Origin of the sequence: Paraglaciecola chathamensis S18K6, from assembly GCA_000314955.1 — a bacterium.
In the GTDB taxonomy this organism is placed as follows: domain Bacteria; phylum Pseudomonadota; class Gammaproteobacteria; order Enterobacterales; family Alteromonadaceae; genus Paraglaciecola; species Paraglaciecola chathamensis.
This window is the reverse complement of record BAEM01000019.1, coordinates 1-22933: the sequence shown is the minus strand read 5'-3', so window position 1 is coordinate 22933 and position 22933 is coordinate 1. Positions and strand designations below refer to the sequence as shown.

The window sequence follows — 22933 nt, the reverse complement described above, 5'->3', positions numbered from 1 at the left end:
GAAAGGTGAAACCGTAAGTCTGGAACAAAACAATAAGAAAGTTAACGTACTCTGATTCAACCCTACATTTTAAGGATCGAGACCAAGATGTCTGATTTTCGTCAACAAGCATTGGATTACCACGCTAAACCTGTACCGGGCAAGATAGCAATACAGCTAACGAAACCGGCGGAAACCGTGACCGATTTAGCCCTAGCATACAGCCCTGGCGTAGCTGAGCCCGTCCGAGAAATTGCAGCAGACCCAAATGCCGCATACCAGTACACTGCTAAAGGTAATATGGTGGCTGTGATCTCAAATGGCACTGCTATTCTTGGCTTAGGCAATTTGGGCCCGCTGGCGTCTAAGCCGGTTATGGAAGGTAAAGCCCTGTTATTTAAGCGTTTTGCTGGATTAGATTCTATCGATATTGAAGTAAAGCATAGCACCACGGAAGATTTCATTAATACCGTGGCGAACATTGCTGATACCTTTGGTGGGATCAATCTAGAAGATATTAAAGCTCCAGAATGTTTTGAAATTGAACAAGAACTGATTAAGCGTTGCAGTGTGCCGGTATTTCACGACGATCAGCACGGCACTGCGATTGTCACAGCGGCAGGAATGCTTAATGCGCTTGAGGTACAAGGCAAGGAATTAACTGATGTCACTATCGTCTGCATGGGAGCTGGCGCGGCTGCCATTGCCTGTATGGAGTTATTGATTAAATGTGGTGCCAAGCGCGAGCGTATCTATATGCTTGATACCAAGGGCGTTATTCATACCAGACGTGACAACCTTACCCATCACAAAAAGTTGTTTGCCAATAATACCGACAAGCGCACTTTAGAAGATGCCTTAGACGGCGCAGATGTCTTTGTTGGAGTGTCAGGGCCAGACGTATTGCCTGCTGAAGCATTAGCATTGATGGCACCTAATCCGGTTATTTTTGCTTGCTCTAATCCTGATCCTGAAATTAAACCTGAACTTGCTCACTCAGTGCGTGATGATGTCATTATGGCTACAGGACGGTCTGATTACCCTAATCAGGTGAACAATGTGCTGTGTTTTCCGTTTATTTTCCGCGGGGCATTAGATGTACGCGCGTCTGAAATAAACGACGAAATGAAAATTGCAGCCGTCGAGGCAATTCGTGGTATCACCAAAGAGCCAGTGCCTGCGGATGTGCTCGCTGCGAGTAACTTGACCAGTCTGACGTTTGGCCGAGAGTATATTATCCCTAAACCGATGGACCCGCGCTTACTGCAACGTGTAGCAACAGCAGTTGCTCAAGCGGCGATAGATTCTGGTGTAGCTATGTTAAAAGAGCTACCAGCGGGATATATGCAGGGTTAGCAAACCTGCTCGATAAACCAAGCGCTAACGAGAAGATATCTCTTGGCGCTTTTTTTATGGCTGATTTTCAGGTTTAGCCAGTATGGCGTCGATATGAACTGACACCGCTTCTTCGGCCATCGCATACCAGTCTGGCGTTTCAAAAATGCTGGCCACAGCATGGTGTTTTAAACTGACATAACCATGCACAAACGCCCATATTTCTAACGCATTTTTTTGCTTTAATGCCATGCTGGCGTTGTCTGGTAACAACAGAGCGGTGACTTTTAATAATTGACCGAAGGCCTTTTCGGCGACGGCTTTCGCCTCTTCAGAAGGGGTGTAACGGTTGTCATTTTCACCAAAGATTAAACGATAATGGCCTTCATGGGCTTCTGCCATGGCAAAGTAGCCACGAACCCCTTTGAGCATGATGTCTTTGGCTGACAGCGCTTTGCGTTCAAAATCCATCGCTTGCATAACCAACTCGAACCCTTGGATGTATAACTCATCCAAAATACCTTCTTTTCCTTGAAAGTGGCTGTAAATGCCAATGGTTGATACACCTGCTTTTTTAGCGATCGAGCGCACACTTAGAGCAGCTATGCCCCCTTCTAAAAATAACTCTGAAGCCGCTTTGAGTATTTTACGTTTAGCAATATTCAATTAACATTCTCTTGACATACATAACAGTGTTATTCTTTAATATAACACTGTTATGTTCAATCGATAATTTAGCAAAGTCGTGGAGCATAGAATCATTGCACTCGTGTCGAATCTCGCGTGCAAAACACTAACCCGAGAGAGACTGGAACGAGAATGACGACTTTTACCCATGAAACAGATTATTTAATTGTTGGTGCTGGCGCCGTCGGTATGGCGTTTGCGGACGTTTTGTTAAGTGAGACTGACGCGAACATCATGATAGTAGACAAATATCACAAGCCTGGCGGCCATTGGAACGTAGCCTATCCCTTCGTGACCTTGCATCAACCTTCGGCGTTTTACGGCGTTAGTTCAACTGAATTGAGCAAAGGGTGCATCGATAAAAATGGATTAAACAAAGGCTTGAATGAACTCGCTACCGGCGCTGAGGTCAGCGCGTATTTTGATAATGTCATGCGTGAGCGATTTTTGCCCTCTGGGCGCGTGAGTTATTTTCCAATGAGTGAATATAAAGGTAACGGCCAATTCGTTTCAGTGATCAATGATGATGAGCATCAAGTGACCGTTAATAAAAAAATAGTTGATGCAACTTACTTAAAAACTTCAGTGCCAAGTACTCATAAACCAAGCTTCACAGTGGATGATAGCGCCCAGTTTATGCCTATCAATGATTTGGTGAATATCGATAAGAAACCGGCCGGATTCGTCATAATCGGTGGGGGTAAAACCGGAATCGATGCCTGTTTATGGTTGCTTGAAAATAAGGTTAACCCTGACGATATTCAGTGGATAGTACCCCGTGACGCGTGGTTGATAGATAGAAAAAATACTCAACCGACAATCGAGTTCTTCAATGATGCGATAGGCGCTCAAGCTGCGCAGATGGAGGCGATTGCTCAATCCACTTCAGTGGATGATATGTTTTCTCGTCTTGAAAAAGCCGGTGTATTTCTGCGCTTAGATGAAACTGTGTGGCCACAAATGTTTCACGGGGCCACTGTGAGTCAGATGGAATTAGCAGAGCTTAAAAAGATCAAGAATGTGGTGCGCAAGGGCAGAGTGACTCACGTAGGACAGGATAATATTCAGTTAGAGCAAGGTGAGATAAAAACCAGCCCTGAGCATATTCATGTCGATTGCTCTGCTAGCGCCATTACCAACTTAGCAGTAAAACCTATATTCAGCGGCAATGTCGTTACCCCTCAAACCGTGCGCTCATATCAGCCGGCGTTCAGTGCGGCGTTTATTGCGCATATTGAAGCCAGTGAAAAGTACCCAGATGAGAAAAGCAAAAATCATATCTGTGGGGTAGTGCCATTACCCAATGGCGTTATGGATTGGGTGCGCTTGACCGCGGCCTTTATGCGTAATCAGCATATTTGGTCTCAGGATGACGATCTTAAGCAGTGGTTACTAGAAAACCGCCTAGATGGCTTTAGCCAATTGGTGCGCAGTGTGGATAAAACCGACATGGAAAAAATGATGATTCTAGGGCGTTTGCGTGAAAACGCCATGCCAGCCATGGGCAAATTACAACAGTATTTGGCAGCCGAAGCTGCACAAGGAGCATAAAATGAGCGAGTTTCAGGTCAAGCAGCAACAATTAACCCAAGAACGAGTTGTCACGACTCCTGTCATTGACAGCATAGATGAGGGGCAAATACTGCTTAAAGTAGAGCGCTTTTCGTTTACTGCGAACAACATTACCTACGGCATGATGGGAGATAAGTTAGGTTATTGGCAGTTCTTTCCACCCGCGGATAATCAAGACAAACAGTGGGGGATCATCCCAGTGTGGGGATTCGCTCAAGTGACGCAATCTAAATCCACTGGGATTGAAGTGGGAGAGCGCTTATTCGGTTATTTTCCTCCTGCTGAACAATTGGTGATGACGCCCAAAAATGTGTCCCCTCAACGTTTGGTTGACGGTTCAGCACACCGAGCCATTCTACCACCTGGATACAACTCTTACAGTCGTTTAAGTGGCGAAGAAGGTTACAATCCTGAATATGATAAAGAACGCATGTTGTTGTTTCCGCTGCATATTACTTCGTTTTGTTTATGGGATCGCTTGCAAGACAACAATTGGTTCGATGCGAAGCAAGTGGTGGTGATAAGCGCATCTAGTAAAACAAGCTTGGGCTTAGGTTACGCCTTACATGCTGATGACTCTGCACCTCAGAGCATCGGCCTGACCTCGAGTAGCAACAAGCCGTTTGTACAAAAAGTAGGCGTATACGATCAGGTGGTTACTTACAACCAAATGAGTGATATTGACGCGAGTAAGCCAACGGTCATTGTGGATATGTCGGGCAGTGCTGATATTTTGACTAAATTAGCCTCACACCTAGGCGATAACCTGACATATTGCATCAATGTGGGTTTAACGCACTGGGATGAATTTTCTGCTGATAATGCGACTGAATCAGATAAAAGTGAGTTTTTCTTCGCGCCAGGACATATCCAAAAACGTATGAAAGATTGGGGGCCGCAGGGATTTGAACAACGTACAACTGGCTTTATGGCCGAAACGGCAATGAAATGTCGCAGCTGGCTAAAGGTAAAAGAGCTTAACGGCTTAGAGGCGTTAGCCCAAGTTTATGGGCAAGTGTGTGCAGGACAAATTCCCCCGGAGCAGGGGTTAATTATTAAACTTTAATGCGTATGGTCCGATAACAAATATAAGTGTATCGCGGTTAAGTGTCTGCTTGATCGCGATTTTTTGTCTATTGTGTGTAATTGATAAGCACAAGGCGTGTATTAGTCTTGCACCTATATTTTTTCTAGTGGAGAAGCGCATTGAACAATATTGACCGCCCATGGGTAGATAGCGCAAATAAGGGTATGCAGGTGACATTCGTCGCGTTGCTTGTGATCAGTTTGGCCATAGCAGGGGTAAATGAAACCTGGTGGGAAGCTATTCTTGTGGGTGTGTCTACGTCTCTTATTGGGATCGCTGCGATCCGCCTTAAGCCACAATCACGCTTAACTCAGCACATAGTTGCCGTTGGTTTAATGCTTTACAGTGCGCTGCAAATTCATCAAATGCATGGCTTAGTTGAAATGCATTTTGGGGTATTCGTGCTGTTGTCATTTTTGGCCTACTACCGCAATTGGCATGTGTATATCACGGCGATAATTGTGGTTGTAGTGCATCACGTGTCATTTTTCTTTTTGCAAAAAAATGGTGTGCCGGTTTACGTGTTACTCGATGGGGGGCTGGCATTTTGGCTAATTGGCGTGCACGCCCTGTACGCAATTTTGCAAGCAACCATGTTAGGTAAGATGGCCAATGACAATCGTAAAGAGTCGCTAGCCACTGCATCGTTGGTATCGAGCGTTGAAACCATCATGCAAGACAAAAAAGCCATTGATTTGACGATTCGCGCAAATGAACAAATGGGTTCCACTTCGGTTCCTGCATTTAATAATTTACTCGATTTATTTAATGGGTTGATTACCAATATGCGTTTGGCCGCGCAGCAAATTGACCAAAATTCGACGTCGAACAGCCAGTACAATACTTCTCTGCGCCAAGCCAAAGAGAAAAGCATTCAAGAAGTGGCACATATTGAGGTATCGTCGCAAGAGATGATGCAATCAACCAACGCGATGAATAATAACAATGAACAGGTAAAATCAGCATCTGACAAAGCCAGGGCGAATACCGAAGATGCCCAGCAAACGATGGCTCAAACCCACAATGATGTCACCCAGCTAGGTGAAAAACTTGAGCAAACCAGTGCAACGATCCAGAAGCTAGCGGCAGATTGCCAGGATATTTCTAAAGTACTCGAAACCATTCAATCGATAGCCGATCAAACTAACTTACTGGCCTTAAATGCTGCCATTGAAGCCGCACGAGCAGGTGAGCATGGTCGCGGTTTTGCTGTTGTCGCGGATGAAGTGCGTACACTTGCTTCACGTACAAAATCCAGCACCGAAGAAATCAACGAAATCATTGTTAACTTGGTAAGCTCTTCAAAAGAGTCCAGTAGCTCAATGACCAACTGTGTTGAGCTCAGCCAAGTGACTAGCGCACACACAGGTTCAGTGAGTGAGCTGATATCTGAAATACAACATAACATTCAAGAAGTATCTGATTCAGTGGCCTTGATGAGTCAGTCCTGTGAACAACAAGCGTGCAATAGCGATGTAATACATCATGCAGCGCTGACGCTAAAAGAAAGCAACAGTACTGAACTCGATACCATCTCAGCGATGAATCAAGATGCCCAAGTGTTAAATGATATGAGCGAAGCGTTAAATCGCCAATTGTCGAGCTTTCGCTCCTAATGCGCGAGTGTCAGGTTAAAAAATAACTAAACCCGTATGATGTCAAAACCGTTAAAGCAGGCACTGGTTTATTTTGGGCTTATCATATGGGTTATGGTGGTTATCGGTGGGCTTGCGTACTCGGGCTTACAACGTCAGGTGGAATTCGATCCGGAGCAAAAATTTGCTTTGGCCGCTATGAGTGCTGAATTTGCCCCCAATGTTACCATCATGATGGCGCAGCAATACCCCGCTTTAAGTAAAACCGTTATTCACATTCAGCAAGCCGGGTGCAGCTGTAATTTTTCCAATGATATACATGTTGACCGCCTTGACTATACATTAGGCCACTCGGGCTATCGCTCACTTCATGTTGCCCCTAGCGGCATTCCTGATGAGGTTATTTTACCCTCGCTACCGGCTATTATGGTCTTCGATGAGCAAGGCCAGTTAGGGTATTTTGGCCCTTATTCATCTGGTTATTTTTGCTCCGCAGACACTGCAATCGTTGATCGATTTCTTGACAATATCCTTGCTGATAAACATCTAGGTAGCGCGGTGGTCAGTGAAGGTTATGGCTGTTATTGTGCAAATAATAAAGCCTGATTGTTTCTGTTTTTTGTTGATAAAATAAGCAACATACCTCGACATATTGCCCGTGTTTCTTTATAGTGCGCCGCGCTAAGCCTTAACGGCTTTATTATGACTCCCTCTTTATTTGACATACTGACACCATCCCTAGGAATTTTCTTTTGATATCTACCGCAAACATCACCATGCAATTTGGCGCTGAGCCTTTATTTGAAAATATTTCGGCCAAATTTGGTCAAGGTAATCGTTATGGCCTTATTGGTGCTAACGGTTGCGGCAAGTCGACCTTTATGAAAATTCTAAGCGGTGATTTGCAACCCTCCTCGGGTAATGTGTCTATTACGCCAGGGGACAAACTGGGTATTTTAAGTCAAAACCAGTTCGCTTTTGAGCAATACAGTGTCGTTGACGCAGTGATTATGGGTGACGCCGCATTGTGGAAGGTTAAGCAGCAGCGAGACGAAATTTACGCTAAAGCCGAAATGTCAGAAGAAGACGGCATGTTAGTCGCGCAGCTAGAAACTGACTTTGCTGAAATGGACGGATACACAGCTGAAGCACGCGCCGGTGACATATTATTAGAAGCGGGTATTGCAGAGCATTATCACTATGGCTTAATGAGCCAAGTGGCTCCAGGCTGGAAGCTACGTGTGTTATTAGCGCAAGCGTTGTTTTCAAACCCTGATATTTTGCTGCTTGATGAGCCGACCAACAACTTGGATATTTACACTATCTCTTGGTTAGCAGATGTGCTGAATCAACGTAAGTGCACCATGATTATCATTTCTCACGATCGCCACTTCTTAAATTCAGTCTGTACTCACATGGCAGATATTGACTATGGTGAGCTGCGTATTTACCCAGGTAACTATGAGGCCTTTATTGAAGCATCGTCTTTAATTCAAGAACAATTGTTGACCAGCAATGCCAAGAAAACCGCTGAGATGGAAGACCTGCAAGGGTTTGTTGCGCGTTTCTCTGCGAATGCTTCAAAAGCTAAACAAGCCAGTTCGCGGGCAAAACGCCTTGAAAAAATTCAGTTAGACGAGGTGAAATCCTCTAGTCGTCGCACGCCGTCTATTACCTTAAAGCAGCATCGTAAATTGCATCGCCAAGCACTGATCTTAGAAAATTTCGGTCACGGCTTTGACGGCCAGCCTTTGTTCAGTGGAGGGGAGTTGATCTTAGAAGCAGGCGCGCGTTTAGCGATTACCGGCGAAAACGGCGTGGGGAAGACCACTTTCTTACGTTGCCTTGTGAATGAGCTTGAACTCAACGAAGGCACAATAAAATGGTCAGAGAACGCCGTGATTGGTTACTGTCCACAGGATAGCTCTGCAGATTTTGCTATGGATATCACTTTGTTCGACTGGATGTCACAGTGGAGAACACCTAAACACGACGATTTGGCCGTTCGCGCCATGTTGGGACGTTTGTTGTTCAGTGCTGATGATTTCAACAAAAAAGTGAATGTGTGCTCTGGTGGTGAAAAGAACCGTTTGCTGTTTGGTAAGCTGATGATGTCTGATATCAATGTTTTGATTATGGATGAGCCAACCAACCACATGGATATGGAAGCCATTGAAGCGCTAAACAGCGCACTTAAAAAGTTTGACGGAACACTGATTTTCGTCAGTCATGACCGCGAGTTCGTATCGTCGTTAGCCACGCGTGTGATTGAAATAAAAGACCAAGAAGTGATTAACTTCCAAGGCACTTACGATGAGTACTTTGCAAGTCGTAAAGAGGCAAGTGTCGCAGCTTAGGCGCTTTTGGGGAGTCTAGCCGAGCGGACAAATGTCAGGTGTTTGCTCGCTTTTTAAGGTCGCTCAGAAACAACCAAGTTACGAATTTTACCTAGCTCAGTGTCACATTGTCGGCATTGCTGCAAGATAACCGAAAAAGCATTTTGCAGCTCTTTGTTGCTGGCGTGCCCTTCTAACAGCATATTGCCCAGTTCTGCATGCAGCGCGATACTGTTCAATGGGTTGCGTACATTGTGGATATGTTTGCGAATTTTTGTTGCTTCATCATCATTCATGTTGGGTATCGTCCTTGATGGGTGTGGGAAGTTTGGGAACTTGGTAATAATTCACCCGATTTTTACCGTCCCGTTTTGCTGCATATAGCTGTCTATCCGCTAGTTTAATCAGTTCTTCTACCGAAATATGTTCAGGGTAGTCTTGTTTCGCCTCATATACGGTTAAACCAATACTGATTGTCACTCGGTCTGCGGCGGTTGCCCCTTGATGTTCAATATTCAAACCTCGGACGGTTTGCAGTAGCTTTTGTGCCACTACAAGGCCACCCTCTAAGTCCGTATCTGGCAACACCATGGCAAATTCCTCTCCGCCGTAACGGCCTACAAAGTCGGACTCTCGTCGTCGTACCGATTGAATGGCATGCGCAACGCGCTTTAAACAGTCGTCTCCCTGCATATGCCCATAAAAATCGTTGTAAGGTTTAAAGTCATCAATATCGATCATCATTAAGGTCAAACAGCGGCCAAAACGAATGGTAGAGGCGAATTGTTGCAATAAAACCGTATCTAATTGGCGACGATTTGCCACGCCGGTTAACCCGTCCACACTGGATAAAAATTCCAATTGTTTACGGTAATACACCAGCTCCATGTGATTACGCACACGAGCGCGTAAAATGGTCAAATTAACCGGTTTAGTGATGTAATCTACCGCACCGAGTAATAGCCCATGAGCCTCGTCGTCTGTGCTGTCAGAAGCGGTAACGAATATAACCGGAATATGCGCAGTCAGTGGGTTTGACTTCAATTCTGTACAGGCTTCATATCCGTGCATATCTGGCATGTCTAAATCTAATAGAATTAAATCTACAGACTCCTGTTGAGCGTGCGTTAAGGCATCTTTGGCATTATCAAACAGCACCACTTGATATTGATACTCGAAAAGGGCGTTCATCGCCTGTAAGTTACTTTGATAATCGTCAACCACCATCAGGGTTTGCTTACGCAACTCGCTGTTGGCCACCGAAGTTCCAGAGGATAGCGCTACTGCACTGGCATCGATTTCCTGATTCGGGCGTAGTTCAGATACGCTCATGGTGGCTTCCCCGTTTCTAAGTTTATAATTTGGTGAGTAAATCGTTCTTTAAGCAGCTTAAGTGCCAACCTAGACAATAACGGATAACTTATTGATATTTTTTGTTTTTTACACGGATAATTGTTACCAGATACGTTTAAATTAGCAGGAATTGCGCATTCTTACGAAAGGGAATTGTAGTCTTTACATACTTCAAAAGACTGAAACGGTAATTATGGGTTACTACATTATTCTTGTTTTTCTTATATTTTGTAATAATTATTTCTTTTGGCGTAGCCGCTAATTTGCTAAGTTAAACAAAAAAAGCGAGAGAAATCATGTTAGACCGTCGAACGTTACTGAAAGCCTTTATTTCGTCTGCATTAACCAGTGCCTTGTTACCTGTTGTTCCTATGAGTGCCATAGCCGCAGAAGATATCCCCATGGGCGCTAATGTAATTCGAAAACCTAAACGTTTGCGCGTGGGCCAAACGATTGGGCTTATCGCGCCGAGCAGCAACACCTGGGAAGATCAAGAGATTTACTTCGCCATGGATATCATTCGTTCGTTTGGTTTCAAGGTAAAAACGGCTACTCATCTTTTTGATCGCACTGCCTATCTGGCGGGAACTGACAAAGACAGAGCGAACGACGTCAATAGTATGTTTGCGGATGATGAAGTCGATGCCATTTTCTGTTTGCGTGGAGGGTATGGTTCACCGCGTATTTTGCCTTACTTAGATTATGATTTAATTCGCCAGCACCCTAAGGTGTTTCTTGGCTATAGCGATGTAACTGCGCTACTCAATGCGATTTATACCCGAAGCGGCATCATGACCTTTCATGGGCCCATAGCAAAGCAAAGTTTTACTGAATACACCTTGGGTGAATTCAAAAACGTATTGTTTAATCCTGTTGATAGTATGGTGCTGGCAACACCACCAGCATTTGAACCGGCTGAGGGCCAAGCTGAAAAAGAGAATCGTTTAACCACAGTTACCAAAGGTAAGGCTTCTGGTGTGCTGATTGGCGGCAACTTGTCGCTTATGGTTAAATTGGTGGGCAGCCCTTATGAGCCAGACTACACCGACAAGATTTTGTTTTTAGAAGACGTTGAAGAAGCGCCTTATCGTATAGATGGCATGCTTACTCACCTTAAGTTAGCCGGCAGGTTAGATAGAGTAGCGGGTATCGTTTTTGGTAAGTGCACTGATTGTGAACCGGGTAGCGGGCCTTCGTTTAGCGTCGAGCATGTGCTTAAAGACCGCTTGGGTGATTTAAAGGTACCTGTGCTAAGCGGCGTGATGATTGGGCATATTGACGATATGGCAACCGTACCGGTTGGCGCATTGGCAACTTTAGATGCTACCAAGCAGCGCTTAACCCTAGATGAAGCCGCAGTGCTTTAACACTGCGTCTTGTTGGTACCTAGGTTACTCTATTTACTCAGCGCCAGCTGCGCAGCGTGTGGCCGTAAAAAGCATAAAAGGCAATGATGAAATAGCCGGGCAGCAGTATCCAATAAGCTTGCTGGCTGTTGCTCGCTTGGGCTAATTCGCCGTAAATGATCGGCATTAAGGCACCGCCGGCTATTCCCATGATTAAAATAGCCGAGCCTTTAGGGGTAAATCGGCCCAAATCGGCCAGAGCTAGGGGCCACAAAGTCGGCCATACCATGGCATTTGCCAAGCCCAAAAGGGCAATGAGGGCAATAGAATCTGGTACGGTTGCTATGCCCGACCAACCCCACAATATAGTGGCGATGAACGTAGCTTCATTTGATGAGAGCAAGAGTACAGTGGTAATCGCCAAACCTGCTAGCGCACTTACGCGCAGCGCATTCGCCTGAGAAATAAAGCGCGGTATACACACTAAGCCCAGCAAATAGCCCAGTACCATAAAGCCCATAGTGTATGAGGTGAGCGTAGTCGCATTAGCCACCCCTATACTCGCGCCGTACAGGCCGATTGTATCACCTGCGATAACCTCAACGCCCACATAAAAGAATAAAGCAATTGCCCCAAGAACCAACTGAGGAAATTGCCATATTGTGCGTTTCATCTGTTGTGAAGCTGGTTTGTCTTGAGCGAGGTTATCAGTGCTTTCAAGTTCTAGTAAGGCCAAATCTGGCAGGGAAATACGAGACAAACCGCCAGCTAGTACAAGCAGTGCTATTGCCATGCCGATGTATGGCGCAATCAACTGATGTGCCATGCTCTCGATTTGCACTTGTTGCTGCCCAGCTGGTAATTGATTGACCGCGGCAAGGTTAATGTCACTAAAGCCGCCAAGTACCCATGCGGTAAATAGCAGCGGGGCTAAGATGCCGGCCCCTTTATTGAGCAACCCCATTATGGCAATACGCGCAGCAGCGCTTTGGGTTGGCCCCACGTTCACCACATAAGGATTTGCTGCCGTTTGTAAAATAGTTAAACCGCTGCCAATCACAAACTGCGCCACAAGGAATATCCAGAATTCTTGCAACAGCGCTGCCGGAATAAAGCCTAGTAAACCAAGAGCGATGATGCTTAGCCCTAATACCATGGAAGACTGATACCCAACCCGTTCTAAGATCATCGCCATGGGTAAGGCCATCACTACATAGGCAAAATAAAAACACGAGGCAATCATCAGGGCTTGAGTTTCAGATAACTGACACACCACTTGCAAAAACGGAATTAGCGCGCCATTGAGCCATGTGACAAAACCGAATATAAAAAACAGCAGTGCAATAATACACATGGGTAATATGCTCGAGCGCGCGTTTGAAGATGAGTGTGTCATGGGTTGTCCCTTTTTATTATGTTCTTGTTATAAATTGCCCTGATTGGCACAAAGCTGTGATGTTTAAGTCATCATCAAGTGCAACAAAATCTGCTCGTTTACCAAGTGCAATATCACCGTGGGTTTCCTGTAATCCTAGATAATGGGCAGGAGTTGTACTGGCCATGGTAATGGCGTCTTCTAGTGGTAGGTGAATGTCATTCACAGCGTTTTTCACTGCGCTGAGCATATCTAAATGCGAGCCTGCTAAGGTGCCGTTATCCGTGGTTAATTTGTTCCCGACTCGGGTCACTTTTTGGCTGCCAAACATAAAGCTGTCTTGCTCTGTACCGATTAACCCCATTGCATCAGTGACTAGCATTAACCTTTCTTTGCCTTTGATTTTCATCGCTATTTCACTGCAAATCGGATCTACGTGATAGTGATCTAAAATTAAGCCGGCAAAGGTGGTTGGTGTATTTAGTGCTACCCCTACCATGCCTGGTGCTCGTGATTGCATGGCAGACATCGCATTAAATAAATGAGTGAATCCATCTGCGCCGGCTTCAATCGCCCTGAGCACAGTATCCGCATCGGCATTCGAGTGACCTAAACAGACCTTAACCCCATTTTGACTTAGGTGCTTGATAACGTCAGGGCTGACATTCTCCGGTGCTAATGTCACGATCACCTTGCCTAAATCTTTACGTAAATAGAGCGCCAACTCTTCATCAGTTATTGGCCGAATAAAGGATTCATCATGAACGCCTTTTTTCGGTTTGCTTAAATGCGGCCCTTCAAAATGCACACCAAGGATCCCCTCTACTTCTTGGCTGATTGCATCGGCCATGACCTGCGCAGCACTTTGCATAACAGGTAATTCATCGGTGATTAGGGTGGGCATCAAGCCAGTGGTGCCGAACTTTCTATGGGCGTGGCTGATTTTTGTTAAACCAGCCACACTGGGAGCCTGATTGAACAACACACCGCCCCCGCCGTTAACTTGCACATCAATAAAGCCAGGTACTAAAGAGCCTGTGATGAAATCTAGATGTGCGTCTTGTGAGGCTGTGTCTCTAATGCTGCGAATGAAGCCGTGTTCAACGTGTATGGTTTGGTTATTTAACCAGGCATTTGAAGTGAGTAAGCGTTCACATTTAAACTGCATATTAATGGGTCTCTGTTACTTTTTTAAGGCCCTGAGGACGGTCGGGATCTCGGCCATAAGCGAGCGCTATGCGCTCAACGTCCACATAAAATCGCAATACCACTAATAACGGCAAACAGCGCGGATGAAGCGAAAGCTTAGGGTGTGAAAGAGATACAACACGACCCCCTTGTTGGGCGAAGGTCTGTATCTGGCTACTATGCACGTCAGCTGATTCATCTTCAACTTGAACATCAATCACATCTAATTGATTAACAAGCATTGCTGAGGGGCCATGCATAAACTCTGCACTGCTGAAAGCCTCGCAATGTATGGCCAACACTTCTTTTAGCTTCAGTGCCATTTCGCGGCAAATCGCATAGCCAAAACCACGCCCTAACATGACGCAGTGTTGTGTATTTTCCAGTCTTTCTGGGGTCAGTTGAGCAGGGGCCGCTAGTACATCATCTAGCGCATCGGGCAAAGTCTGTAAGCTATTGAGTAACGCTTGGTTGTTATTCCAATACGCACATAGCTGTAACAAAGCGCTCAAACTGGCTAAGTAACTTTTGGTGGCGGCAACTGACTGTTCTAATCCGGCGCACATTGGCAATACTGAATCTGCAGCTTGGGCGAGGGGAGATTGTTCATCATTCACTAATGCCACGCACATAGCGCCACTGGCCTTGGCTGACTTTACTTGATTAACAATATCTGGGCTACGACCAGATTGGGAGATCGCAATGACTAGCGCGTTTTTGTGATCAACCTTCTTGTGATAAATGCCAAATACCGAAGGAGCCGAGGCCATAACAGGTAAACCGAGCTCTGTTTCCAGTAAATACTTGGCGTAAACCCCAGCGTGATCTGATGAGCCGCGGCCTATCATCAACACATAACTCGGGTTTTTCGCCTTTATCTGGCGGACGAGAGTTTCACATACCTTAGCGTTGCGAATGAGTTGCTGACGTATAACGGATGGTGTTTGCGCAGTTTCTTGCGCCATGAAGCTACTCAATGGGAACCCCTTATGTTGAAAAATTGCTCTCTAAAGTCAGAATAATAAATTATTCTTTATTTTTCTATATTTTATAATAGTTATTTACAAATAGGCCTCAACTGGGTACTGTTTGCTTACTGCAAACTAATCAAATTTTTTATGATCACGACTGCTTTTCCCTACATCAGTGTTTTGCTCTTCATTGCGGGAGCGTTAGCCCTTGTTGAAGAAAAAACACGTTGGAGACTCTTTCATTACCTGCCGGCAATCGTATTGCTGTATTTCACAGTGATGATGATGTCTACGCTAGGTTTGTGGAGCAAAACGACCGAGATAAATCAGGCGTATTCATCCCTAAAAGGGAATATTCTTCCGGCGATGATCTTTTTGATGCTGCTGGATGCTGACCTGCGCCAGATCAAACGTTTAGGCGCTAAAATGCTCTTGGCATTTTTTGCTGCTGCCATCAGCATTGGCTGTGCATTTATTCTCGGCTTTGGATTATTTAAAGGCTTTTTGGCGCCAGAGGCGTGGAAGACGCTGGCGGCATTGAGCGGTAGTTGGATGGGCGGCACAGGCAATATGGCTGCCGTGCAGGCGGCATTAAATGTGCCTGATTCAAGCATGGGGTATACCTTACTTATTGACTCAATTGATTACGCCATGTGGGTCATGTTCTTGCTGGCATTGGTGCCTATAGCAAGTCGTTTTAACCACTGGACCAAAGCAGATGGCAAAGCGTTAGAAGAAGTCAGTGCGAACTTGGCGAGTAAGCAGCAGGAATATACGGGCAATAAAACCACGTCTATGTTGGTCTTGTTGTCAGGGGCCATGTTGGTGTCCATTTTATGCCAATACTTTGCTGCGACCTTGCCTGTCACAGCATTTTTCACCAGAACCGCTTGGACCGTGATGCTAGTGACGGTACTAGGGGTAATATGTGCACTGACACCCATTAGTAAAATGTGGGGCGGTAAAGAGATTTCATCTATCATGCTGTATCTCATTATCGGCTTGATTGCCTCTCGCGCAAATTTTAACGAGTTAACCCAAGCGCCTATCTATATCCTGCTCGGCTTATTCATTTTGGCTATTCACGGCGGGTTAATGCTGGTGGTAGCAAAAGTATTCAAACTTGATTTATTCACCTGTGGTATCGCCTCATTAGCCAATATTGGTGGTGTGGCGTCAGCGCCAATACTCGCTGCTGCGTATTCTCGTGCGCTTATCCCCGTGGGCGTGCTAATGGCTATGCTGGGTTACATCATAGGCACTGGCGGCGGTTTATTAGTAGGGCGCGCGTTAGCATGGCTAAGCGCAGTCTAAACGGAGAACTATATGAAACGTTTTTTATCAATCGGGCTGGCAATGCTCTTTACCGTGGGCAGTGCGACTCACTCTGCCAATGCTCAGCAAGAATCGAGGGCCCAGCAAGAATCGAGGGCCCAGCAAGAGAAAGCCACTGCTTATCAAGAAAACTGGGGAACTGATGTGATGAACGTAACCCAAGCGCAATTAGACCCACAACACTGGTTAGCAAAATTACCCAGCCCAAACCAAGTGATTATGAGCAAAGCGCAAATAAGCGCTCACAACAAAGCCTTAGTCGAACACAATCGTTTTGTAAACGATCCCCTTGCTAGCTCAAATGTGCTCAGCGATAAGCAGCTAACAAGCAAGATTAACAGCATTAGTAAGGTGCCCAAAAGTGCGCGTTTCTTTGTGGATGGTCGCCAATTAACTGGCAAAGACTTTGGGCTTTATCAAGACAACATGCGTTTTGATTCAGCGCCTAATGGGCATAAAGTTGAGTTTGGATTGATTGTGCAACGCGCTGCACTGCGCACGTTTCCAACGGATGACAGAGTGCTTAATTCGGCAATGGACGTGGACCTTGACCGTTTTCAAGAAAGCGCTTTGTTTCCAGGCGACGCAGTAGCCGTTCTTACCTACAGCAAAGATAAGAAGTGGGCATTGGTACAAGGGTTTAATTACTTGGCCTGGACACGAGTTGAAAATTTCGCCCTTGGCAGTAAACAGCAAGTGGCAGAATTTACCAAGCAAGATGATTTTCTGGTCGTCACCGGTGCCAAGGTGTTCACTCAATATGTGCCCGAAATGCCCGCAATTTCACAGCAACAACTGGACATGAGTGTACGTTTGCCATTGGTGGCAAAAGATGAGGTGCCCACAGCGCTATACGCGCAAAATCCCTATGCTAATTATGTGGTTTGGCTTCCTACGCGTACAGAGCAAGGCCAGTTGAAGTTACAAAAAGCGCTTATCGGGCGCAGCCAAGACGTGCATTTAGGGTATATGGCATACACCAAAGCTAACGTCATTCGCCAAGGGTTTAAATTTTTGGGCGAACGATACGGATGGGGACATGATTATAATGGCCGTGACTGTACCGGATTTGTAGGAGAAATTTATCGCTCATTCGGTATTCTAATGCCGCGTAATTCAGGTGACCAAGGCGGAACTGACTTTGGCATCGATACACGTTTTAACAAGCAATCCAAAATGGATGAGAAGCGTAAAGCGATTGATGCCATGGAAGTGGGCGATCTTCTTTATATCCCCGGTCACGTTATGCTTTATCTTGGTGATGAAAACGGGCAACCCTTTGTGATCCACGATGTGAAAGGTCTAGCTTACTTCGACGAGAATAAAAAGCTGTATAAAGGTACGCTAAATGGTGTGTCTGTTACGCCGCTAATGCCCCTTAGATTGTCAGAGAAAAACAGCTATGTGGATCGTCTGTACAACATTAAACGTATTCGGTAAGCATAAATGAGCGCACAGTACGCAGGATTAGATTGGTTAGTGTTTGCTGCCTATGGCTTGTTGCTCATTGGCTCGGGGTGGTTTTTTAATCGTCGTTCAGCCAACAGCCAAGACTATTTTCGCGGTGGTAACACTATGCCAGTCTGGGCGGTTGCAATCTCGGTGTTAGCGACATCTCAGTCAGCAGCCACTTTTTTAGGTGGGCCAGATCAAGGTTATCGTGGTGATTTGTCTTATTTGGCTACTAACCTAGGCGCGTTTGTGGCCGCATTTTTTGTGGCTACTTTTCTCATCCCCAAGTTTTATAAATTCAATGTGTACACAGTGTATGAATTACTAGAAGTCCGTTTTGGCTCTAATGCCAAGAAACAAGCGGGCTTGATGTATCTTTGTGGGCGAATATTCGCAAGTGGGGCGCGCTTATACATGGCGGCTATTGCCGTATCGATGATTTTATTTGCCGACATAGAAGCCGCACATGTGATCACAGCCACTTGCATTTTGACCGTTGCCGGTTTGCTGTACACAGTCTACGGCGGGATAAAAACCGTTATTTACAGCGATGTTATTCAATGTGGTGTTTACGTTGGGGCTGCGGTTGCTGTTATCTATTGTTTGTTAGATGCGATCCCCAGTGATATTTCTAGCGTGTTAGCCGTACTCGCACAGCCTGGTGCAGGTGAAGCGTCAAAGCTGGCACTGTTCAAATTTGATTGGGATTTTAGCCCTGCAGGCGTATTTAATATTTGGTCGGTATTTACCGGTTTTGTGCTGCTGAATATAGCGGCCTTCGGTCTTGATCAAGATATGACACAAAGGGTACTAACCTGTAAAAATGCCAAAGAAGGCAGTAAAGCCATGCTGTATTCTATCGTCATGGTCATCCCCATTATGCTGCTTTTTATTGTTATTGGCCTGCTTTTGTATGTGTATTATCAGCGCCCAGATTTAATGCAAAGTGGCGCTGCAGGCGAGGTATTACCTACGTTTGACGGTGAACCCGTTACCATTTTTATGTATTACGTGCTGAACCATATCCCGTCTGGCGTTAAAGCTTTGGTCACGGTTGGCATTATTGCTGCAGCACTGTCGACTCTTAATTCAGGATTGAATTCTATGGCGTCGGTATTGGTTCAAGATATTTACGCACCTTGGCAAGAAAAGAAAGGTAAGCGTCACAGTGATATGCATTTTGTCAGTGCAGGGCGTGTGGCAATGGCGTTGGTGGCAACGGCACTAGGCGCTATGGCTTGCCTGTGCTTTTACTGGCAACAATACACAGACACCCCTTTATTACAATTTGCATTAGGGGTGATGGTATTTTCTTATAGTGGTTTATTAGGGGTATATTTCAGCGCCATTTTCACTAAGCGTGGTAGTCCCAAAAGCGTCTTAGCGGCGCTAATTTGCGGCTTTATGACTACGCTTTTATTTCAACCTTATATTATGACGCTGTACTTGCCTCAAGAGTGGATAGTACACATCGGCTTTACATGGCAATTATGTATCGCCACTTTGGTGGCAAGCCTAGTGTGTTTGTCCGCTAAAGGCAGCAGCGAAGTGCAATTTCAAGGACAGAAAGCATGAGCATTCAATACATACTTGGGTTAGATGGCGGAGGGACCAAAACGGTCGCCCGACTCGTCAACCTGCGCACTTCCATGCAATGGCAAGTTAACGCTGGAGCCACTTCGTTAAGTAACGATTATTCATTAGCATTGAGCAGCATCACAGATGCTTGTGAACAACTCTTGGCAGAAGCAGGCTGCAATGCTGAACAGGTTTCAGCGGTTTTCGGCGTGGCAGGTGCAGGGGATAAATCATTGGTGGTGAAGCTACTGCGTGATTTACCGTTTAATTTTGCACAGCTAAAAGTGGTGTCTGACGCCAAGACATCCCTGTATGGCGCTAATGCCGGTCAACCCGTGGCCGTTGTTGCATTGGGCACAGGTTCGGTAGGTATGCGTATGGATGAAAATCGTACTGAAAAGATGATAGGCGGCTGGGGGTTTTGTATCGGAGATGAAGGCGGCGGCGCTAAGCTGGGCTATTTAGCGGTACAAAAACTACTGCTAGAAATGGACTTAAACGGTGTGGCAAAAAGCACTTTGAGTCTATATGTTGCCAGTCAAATTGGTTACAGCCGTCACTCAATCTTGCAATGGCTGGCGCTCGCTAAACCCGCAGATTTTGCAAAACTTGCCCCACATATATTCAGCTTAAAAGATGATTGTGTGGTAGCGCTAGAAGTGCTTACCGCCCATGTCACCATGATCGAAAAATTAATAAAACGTACCTGCGGCTCCAGTAATTTACCTCTGGTGTTAATGGGAGGCTTGGCTGAGCCAAGTCAGGCCTTGCTCAGCGAAACTTATCGCAATTTAATCATGCCTTCTAAGGGGAATTCTCTTGATGGCGCTTGTTTGTTGGCCAAGCAATTATGCTCGCCAGCAATCACTAACTAACCGAAAATACTGATTTTATGACCCAATTAAATTTGCTCAGTGAATTAAATCGCATTGCTTCTGAAGGGCGCAATTTAGATACGCTCGACATAGACACTTTGCCCACTTTGGCGATTTTAGAAAAAATTAATCAAGAAGATCATAAAGTTGCCGGCGCAGTGAATGATGCATTAAGCGATATTGCCCTAGGGGTCGATGCCATTGTGTCGAGCTTTAACCGAGGTGGTAGGTTAATTTACATGGGAGCAGGAACAAGCGGGCGCTTAGGCATACTCGACGCAGTAGAGTGCATGCCTACCTTCAGTGTACCTGAAGGGATGGTCATTGGGTTAATTGCCGGAGGTGAAAATGCGGTGATCCACGCAGTTGAAGGGGCCGAAGATGACCGCGAAAAGGGCGTGACTGATTTAAAAGCGCTGAATTTTAGCCATAAAGATGTGTTGGTAGGTATTGCAGCAAGCGGGCGCACCCCTTATGTGGCAGCTGGGCTTGAGTACGCAAAGCAATGCAATGCGCAAACCATCGCACTTAGCTGTAATCCTAACTCGGTGATCGGGCAAATTGCCGACATCGACATTTGCGCCCAAGTTGGCCCTGAAGTGCTGACGGGCTCTACCCGTTTAAAGTCGGGCACTGCACAAAAGTTAGTTTTAAACATGCTTAGCACAGCGAGCATGATCCGCATTGGTAAGACCTACCAAAACTTAATGGTCGACGTAAAAGCAAGTAATCAAAAGTTACACGCAAGAGCGGTGCGCATCGTGATGCAAGCCACTGACTGCGATGAACAAACCGCCTACGACGCCCTCGACCAAGCAAATAACGAAGTAAAAGTGGCTATTTTGATGCTTCTTACACAGGTCAATGCTCAACAGGCCAGGGAAACGTTGGCGAAGGAAAAGGGCTTTTTACGTAATGCTGTATCACAGGAACCCTTATGAGGATTGCGCTTCTCGCCTGCTTTATTTTGCTGATAGGGGGTTGCACTGCAAGCCCTGATATTCAAGCGGATAATACTCATGAGCTCAAAGTGGCGGCTGAGCGCCCCCAAGCGTACCTGCCAAAGCTGCAAGGTAAACGTGTTGGCTTAGTGGTGAATCAAACCTCGAAGGTAGGTGGCTCACACTTAGTGGATTATCTGCTGGATAAATCAATTAATGTTGCGCGTATTTTTGCTCCTGAGCACGGTTTTCGTGGTGATCACGATGCTGGAGCTCATGTAAACAGCGAAATAGATGCCGCAACCGGTATTCCTATTACGTCTATTTACGGAAAATTCAAGAAGCCACCCGTAGAGATGCTGCAACAACTTGATGTCGTGGTGTTCGATATTCAAGACGTGGGCGTGCGCTTTTACACTTATATCAGTTCGATGCACTACATGATGGAAGCGGCGGCTGAAGCGGGTATTCAGTTTATGGTGCTTGATAGGCCAAACCCTAACGGGCGCTTCGTTGATGGGCCAGTCCTTGAGCCTGAGTTTCGCTCATTCGTGGGTATGCACCCCATTCCTATTTTACACGGGATGACAGTGGCTGAGTTGGCGCAGATGATCAAAGGGGAGGGCTGGATAAACCAGGCGCAAGCTTTGGATTTAGTGACAGTTCCTGTGGCTAATTACACCCGAAAGATGCATTATTCATTACCTGTTGCCCCTAGCCCTAATTTACCTAACGACCAAGGTATTGGCTTGTATCCAAGCTTGTGCTTCTTTGAGGCCACGCCCATTAGTGTCGGGCGCGGTACCGACTTTCCGTTTCAGGTTATCGGTTTCGACGATATTCCGTTAGGAGAGTTTGCGTTTAGTCCAGAATCTCGCCCTGGCAGCGCGCTGCACCCCAAACTAGAAGGTAAACAATTGCTGGGGATTGACTTGCGAGACAGCACAAAAAGAGGGCTTGATTTATCTTGGCTTGTAAACGCGCAGCAGCAGTTTGCTGAGCATGATATGAGCTTGTTTACTCGTCCTGATTTTATGGACAAATTAGCCGGTACCGATGCGCTGCGCAAAGCCATTGAAGCGGGCCAAAGCTCAGCTCAAATTAAACAAAGCTGGCAGCCTGACTTGGCTAAATTCAAAAAACAGCGTCAGCCGTACCTTATATACCCCTAATATATACCCCTAATCTTTCGGGACTTACGAGTAGGCTTGATGTTCTTTTCAAGCCGCTTTTTCAGGGCTCTCTTGTTAAGACACATTTTTTTAAGCCAGGTTTTTAAAACAGCTATTTTAATGCTGTCATTTTAAGTAAAGATTTCAGACATATTTCCCCCACTGTGGTTAAATGCTGCGGCTTTTTAGACGCACGTTCATTTTAATATCAGAGGGCAGTATGGCATCAGCAAAGTTTCACAATACCTTTAGGCAGTATCACAGATGGTTGGGGTTTTTTCTCGCAGGTATTATGGCTGTTTATGCGACAAGTGGTATTTTGCTAATTTTCAGAAGCACAGATTTATTAAAGTATGAATACACCACAGTTCATGAACTCGCAGCCGAGCTGAGCCCTCAAGCGCTGCAAAAAGAACTGCATCTTAAAGGGTATAAATTTCAACAGGAAAACGAAACTGAAATCCGCTTTAACTATGGGGTTTATCAAAAAGCCACAGGACAGGCCGAAGTCACTAAACAGGATTATCCGCTGGTACTGAGAAAATTAGTCAGTTTGCATAAAGCGACAACCAACAGCCCACTGTTTGTGTTGAATATTACCTTTGGGGTGGTGTTGCTGTTTTTTGTGGTTTCCGCTTTTTTGATGTTTTTGCCCAAAGCGAAGTTGTTTAAAAACGGTTTGAAAATAGCGAGTGCTGGGTTTTTGTTTGCCCTACTTGTGGTTATTTTCGGCTCGTAACTGAATATATAAAAAAG

20 protein-coding genes are annotated in these 22933 nt (G+C 45.6%); 14 read left to right on the top strand and 6 right to left on the bottom strand.

Features of this window, described 5'->3' with window-relative positions:
* Window positions 1-87 precede the first annotated feature (87 nt).
* Window positions 88-1335 (top strand): malic enzyme-like NAD(P)-binding protein, encoded by a 1248-nt coding sequence (locus GCHA_RS05360; protein WP_007985904.1) that lies wholly within the window; start codon window positions 88-90, stop codon window positions 1333-1335.
* A 54-nt stretch (window positions 1336-1389) separates the two neighbouring features.
* Here GCHA_RS05360 and GCHA_RS05355 read toward each other — a convergent pair whose 3' ends face one another.
* On the bottom strand, window positions 1390-1980 hold the full coding sequence (locus tag GCHA_RS05355; protein ID WP_007985902.1) for a TetR/AcrR family transcriptional regulator: 591 nt from the start codon (window positions 1978-1980) through the stop codon (window positions 1390-1392).
* A gap of 153 nt (window positions 1981-2133) precedes the next feature.
* Here GCHA_RS05355 and GCHA_RS05350 point away from each other — a divergent pair, with 153 nt between their 5' ends.
* From GCHA_RS05350 to GCHA_RS05330, 5 genes are all read left to right on the top strand, one after another.
* The gene (locus tag GCHA_RS05350) at window positions 2134-3552 is read left to right on the top strand and encodes an NAD(P)-binding protein (protein WP_007985901.1); all 1419 of its coding nucleotides are present in this window, start codon (window positions 2134-2136) and stop codon (window positions 3550-3552) included.
* A gap of 1 nt (window position 3553) precedes the next feature.
* The gene (locus tag GCHA_RS05345) at window positions 3554-4639 is read left to right on the top strand and encodes a DUF2855 family protein (protein WP_007985899.1); all 1086 of its coding nucleotides are present in this window, start codon (window positions 3554-3556) and stop codon (window positions 4637-4639) included.
* A gap of 140 nt (window positions 4640-4779) precedes the next feature.
* A complete protein-coding gene (locus GCHA_RS05340) occupies window positions 4780-6276 on the top strand; it encodes a methyl-accepting chemotaxis protein (protein ID WP_007985897.1) in 1497 nt (498 codons plus the stop codon).
* Window positions 6277-6312: 36 nt separating this feature from the next.
* A complete protein-coding gene (locus tag GCHA_RS05335) occupies window positions 6313-6861 on the top strand; it encodes a DUF6436 domain-containing protein (RefSeq protein WP_007985896.1) in 549 nt (182 codons plus the stop codon).
* Window positions 6862-7007: 146 nt separating this feature from the next.
* Window positions 7008-8612, top strand: a complete 1605-nt coding sequence (locus GCHA_RS05330; RefSeq protein WP_007985894.1) for an ABC-F family ATPase — start codon at window positions 7008-7010, stop codon at window positions 8610-8612.
* A 53-nt stretch (window positions 8613-8665) separates the two neighbouring features.
* Here GCHA_RS05330 and GCHA_RS05325 read toward each other — a convergent pair whose 3' ends face one another.
* Both GCHA_RS05325 and GCHA_RS05320 read right to left on the bottom strand, forming a co-directional pair.
* The gene (locus tag GCHA_RS05325) at window positions 8666-8887 is read right to left on the bottom strand and encodes a histidine kinase (RefSeq protein ID WP_007985893.1); all 222 of its coding nucleotides are present in this window, start codon (window positions 8885-8887) and stop codon (window positions 8666-8668) included.
* A complete protein-coding gene (locus GCHA_RS05320) occupies window positions 8880-9923 on the bottom strand; it encodes a GGDEF domain-containing protein (RefSeq protein ID WP_007985892.1) in 1044 nt (347 codons plus the stop codon). The genes GCHA_RS05325 and GCHA_RS05320 overlap by 8 nt, the downstream gene beginning before the upstream one ends.
* Before the next feature lie 317 nt (window positions 9924-10240).
* Between GCHA_RS05320 and GCHA_RS05315 the strand changes: the two genes are divergently transcribed.
* On the top strand, window positions 10241-11311 hold the full coding sequence (locus GCHA_RS05315) for a S66 peptidase family protein (RefSeq protein WP_007985890.1): 1071 nt from the start codon (window positions 10241-10243) through the stop codon (window positions 11309-11311).
* Between the two features lie 37 nt (window positions 11312-11348).
* Here GCHA_RS05315 and GCHA_RS05310 read toward each other — a convergent pair whose 3' ends face one another.
* From GCHA_RS05310 to nagB-II, 3 genes are read right to left on the bottom strand one after another with little or no spacing between them, the layout of a single operon-like run.
* Entirely contained in the window at window positions 11349-12686 is a 1338-nt protein-coding gene (locus GCHA_RS05310) for a sugar MFS transporter (protein WP_007985888.1), read from the bottom strand.
* 16 nt (window positions 12687-12702) lie between these two features.
* The gene (nagA, locus tag GCHA_RS05305) at window positions 12703-13833 is read right to left on the bottom strand and encodes an N-acetylglucosamine-6-phosphate deacetylase (protein ID WP_007985887.1); all 1131 of its coding nucleotides are present in this window, start codon (window positions 13831-13833) and stop codon (window positions 12703-12705) included.
* A 1-nt stretch (window position 13834) separates the two neighbouring features.
* Entirely contained in the window at window positions 13835-14818 is a 984-nt protein-coding gene (gene nagB-II, locus GCHA_RS05300; protein WP_007985886.1) for a glucosamine-6-phosphate deaminase NagB-II, read from the bottom strand.
* A gap of 153 nt (window positions 14819-14971) precedes the next feature.
* On the opposite strand from nagB-II, the gene GCHA_RS05295 reads away from it, so the two are divergent.
* The 7 genes from GCHA_RS05295 (at window position 14972) to GCHA_RS05265 (ending at window position 22916) form a co-directional block, all read left to right on the top strand.
* Window positions 14972-16138: a DUF819 family protein gene (locus tag GCHA_RS05295; protein WP_007985884.1), complete on the top strand. Its 1167-nt coding sequence runs from the start codon at window positions 14972-14974 to the stop codon at window positions 16136-16138.
* Window positions 16139-16150: 12 nt separating this feature from the next.
* A complete protein-coding gene (locus tag GCHA_RS05290; RefSeq protein ID WP_007985879.1) occupies window positions 16151-17599 on the top strand; it encodes an NlpC/P60 family protein in 1449 nt (482 codons plus the stop codon).
* Between the two features lie 6 nt (window positions 17600-17605).
* Window positions 17606-19186 (top strand): sodium:solute symporter, encoded by a 1581-nt coding sequence (locus GCHA_RS05285; RefSeq protein WP_007985878.1) that lies wholly within the window; start codon window positions 17606-17608, stop codon window positions 19184-19186.
* Window positions 19183-20064 (top strand): glucosamine kinase nucleotide-binding domain-containing protein, encoded by an 882-nt coding sequence (locus tag GCHA_RS05280; protein WP_007985877.1) that lies wholly within the window; start codon window positions 19183-19185, stop codon window positions 20062-20064. The genes GCHA_RS05285 and GCHA_RS05280 overlap by 4 nt, the downstream gene beginning before the upstream one ends.
* Before the next feature lie 17 nt (window positions 20065-20081).
* The gene (gene murQ / locus GCHA_RS05275; protein WP_007985876.1) at window positions 20082-21005 is read left to right on the top strand and encodes an N-acetylmuramic acid 6-phosphate etherase; all 924 of its coding nucleotides are present in this window, start codon (window positions 20082-20084) and stop codon (window positions 21003-21005) included.
* Entirely contained in the window at window positions 21002-22177 is a 1176-nt protein-coding gene (locus GCHA_RS05270) for an exo-beta-N-acetylmuramidase NamZ family protein (protein WP_007985875.1), read from the top strand. The genes murQ and GCHA_RS05270 overlap by 4 nt, the downstream gene beginning before the upstream one ends.
* Window positions 22178-22397: 220 nt before the next feature.
* Window positions 22398-22916 (top strand): PepSY domain-containing protein, encoded by a 519-nt coding sequence (locus GCHA_RS05265; protein WP_007985873.1) that lies wholly within the window; start codon window positions 22398-22400, stop codon window positions 22914-22916.
* Window positions 22917-22933: the final 17 nt, after the last annotated feature.

What these genes read in the sequence shown, in the direction of transcription:
- murQ (WP_007985876.1), top strand. Translation starts at nt 20,082, where the DNA reads ATGACCCAATTAAATTTGCTCAGTGAATTAAATCGCATTGCTTCTGAA.
- nagA (WP_007985887.1), bottom strand. Translation starts at nt 13,833, where the DNA reads ATGCAGTTTAAATGTGAACGCTTACTCACTTCAAATGCCTGGTTAAAT.
- GCHA_RS05325 (WP_007985893.1), bottom strand. Translation starts at nt 8,887, where the DNA reads ATGAATGATGATGAAGCAACAAAAATTCGCAAACATATCCACAATGTA.
- GCHA_RS05350 (WP_007985901.1), top strand. Translation starts at nt 2,134, where the DNA reads ATGACGACTTTTACCCATGAAACAGATTATTTAATTGTTGGTGCTGGC.
- nagB-II (WP_007985886.1), bottom strand. Translation starts at nt 14,818, where the DNA reads ATGGCGCAAGAAACTGCGCAAACACCATCCGTTATACGTCAGCAACTC.
- GCHA_RS05285 (WP_007985878.1), top strand. Translation starts at nt 17,606, where the DNA reads ATGAGCGCACAGTACGCAGGATTAGATTGGTTAGTGTTTGCTGCCTAT.
- GCHA_RS05320 (WP_007985892.1), bottom strand. Translation starts at nt 9,923, where the DNA reads ATGAGCGTATCTGAACTACGCCCGAATCAGGAAATCGATGCCAGTGCA.
- GCHA_RS05280 (WP_007985877.1), top strand. Translation starts at nt 19,183, where the DNA reads ATGAGCATTCAATACATACTTGGGTTAGATGGCGGAGGGACCAAAACG.
- GCHA_RS05310 (WP_007985888.1), bottom strand. Translation starts at nt 12,686, where the DNA reads ATGACACACTCATCTTCAAACGCGCGCTCGAGCATATTACCCATGTGT.
- GCHA_RS05265 (WP_007985873.1), top strand. Translation starts at nt 22,398, where the DNA reads ATGGCATCAGCAAAGTTTCACAATACCTTTAGGCAGTATCACAGATGG.
- GCHA_RS05345 (WP_007985899.1), top strand. Translation starts at nt 3,554, where the DNA reads ATGAGCGAGTTTCAGGTCAAGCAGCAACAATTAACCCAAGAACGAGTT.
- GCHA_RS05335 (WP_007985896.1), top strand. Translation starts at nt 6,313, where the DNA reads ATGATGTCAAAACCGTTAAAGCAGGCACTGGTTTATTTTGGGCTTATC.
- GCHA_RS05360 (WP_007985904.1), top strand. Translation starts at nt 88, where the DNA reads ATGTCTGATTTTCGTCAACAAGCATTGGATTACCACGCTAAACCTGTA.
- GCHA_RS05295 (WP_007985884.1), top strand. Translation starts at nt 14,972, where the DNA reads ATGATCACGACTGCTTTTCCCTACATCAGTGTTTTGCTCTTCATTGCG.
- GCHA_RS05290 (WP_007985879.1), top strand. Translation starts at nt 16,151, where the DNA reads ATGAAACGTTTTTTATCAATCGGGCTGGCAATGCTCTTTACCGTGGGC.
- GCHA_RS05315 (WP_007985890.1), top strand. Translation starts at nt 10,241, where the DNA reads ATGTTAGACCGTCGAACGTTACTGAAAGCCTTTATTTCGTCTGCATTA.
- GCHA_RS05270 (WP_007985875.1), top strand. Translation starts at nt 21,002, where the DNA reads ATGAGGATTGCGCTTCTCGCCTGCTTTATTTTGCTGATAGGGGGTTGC.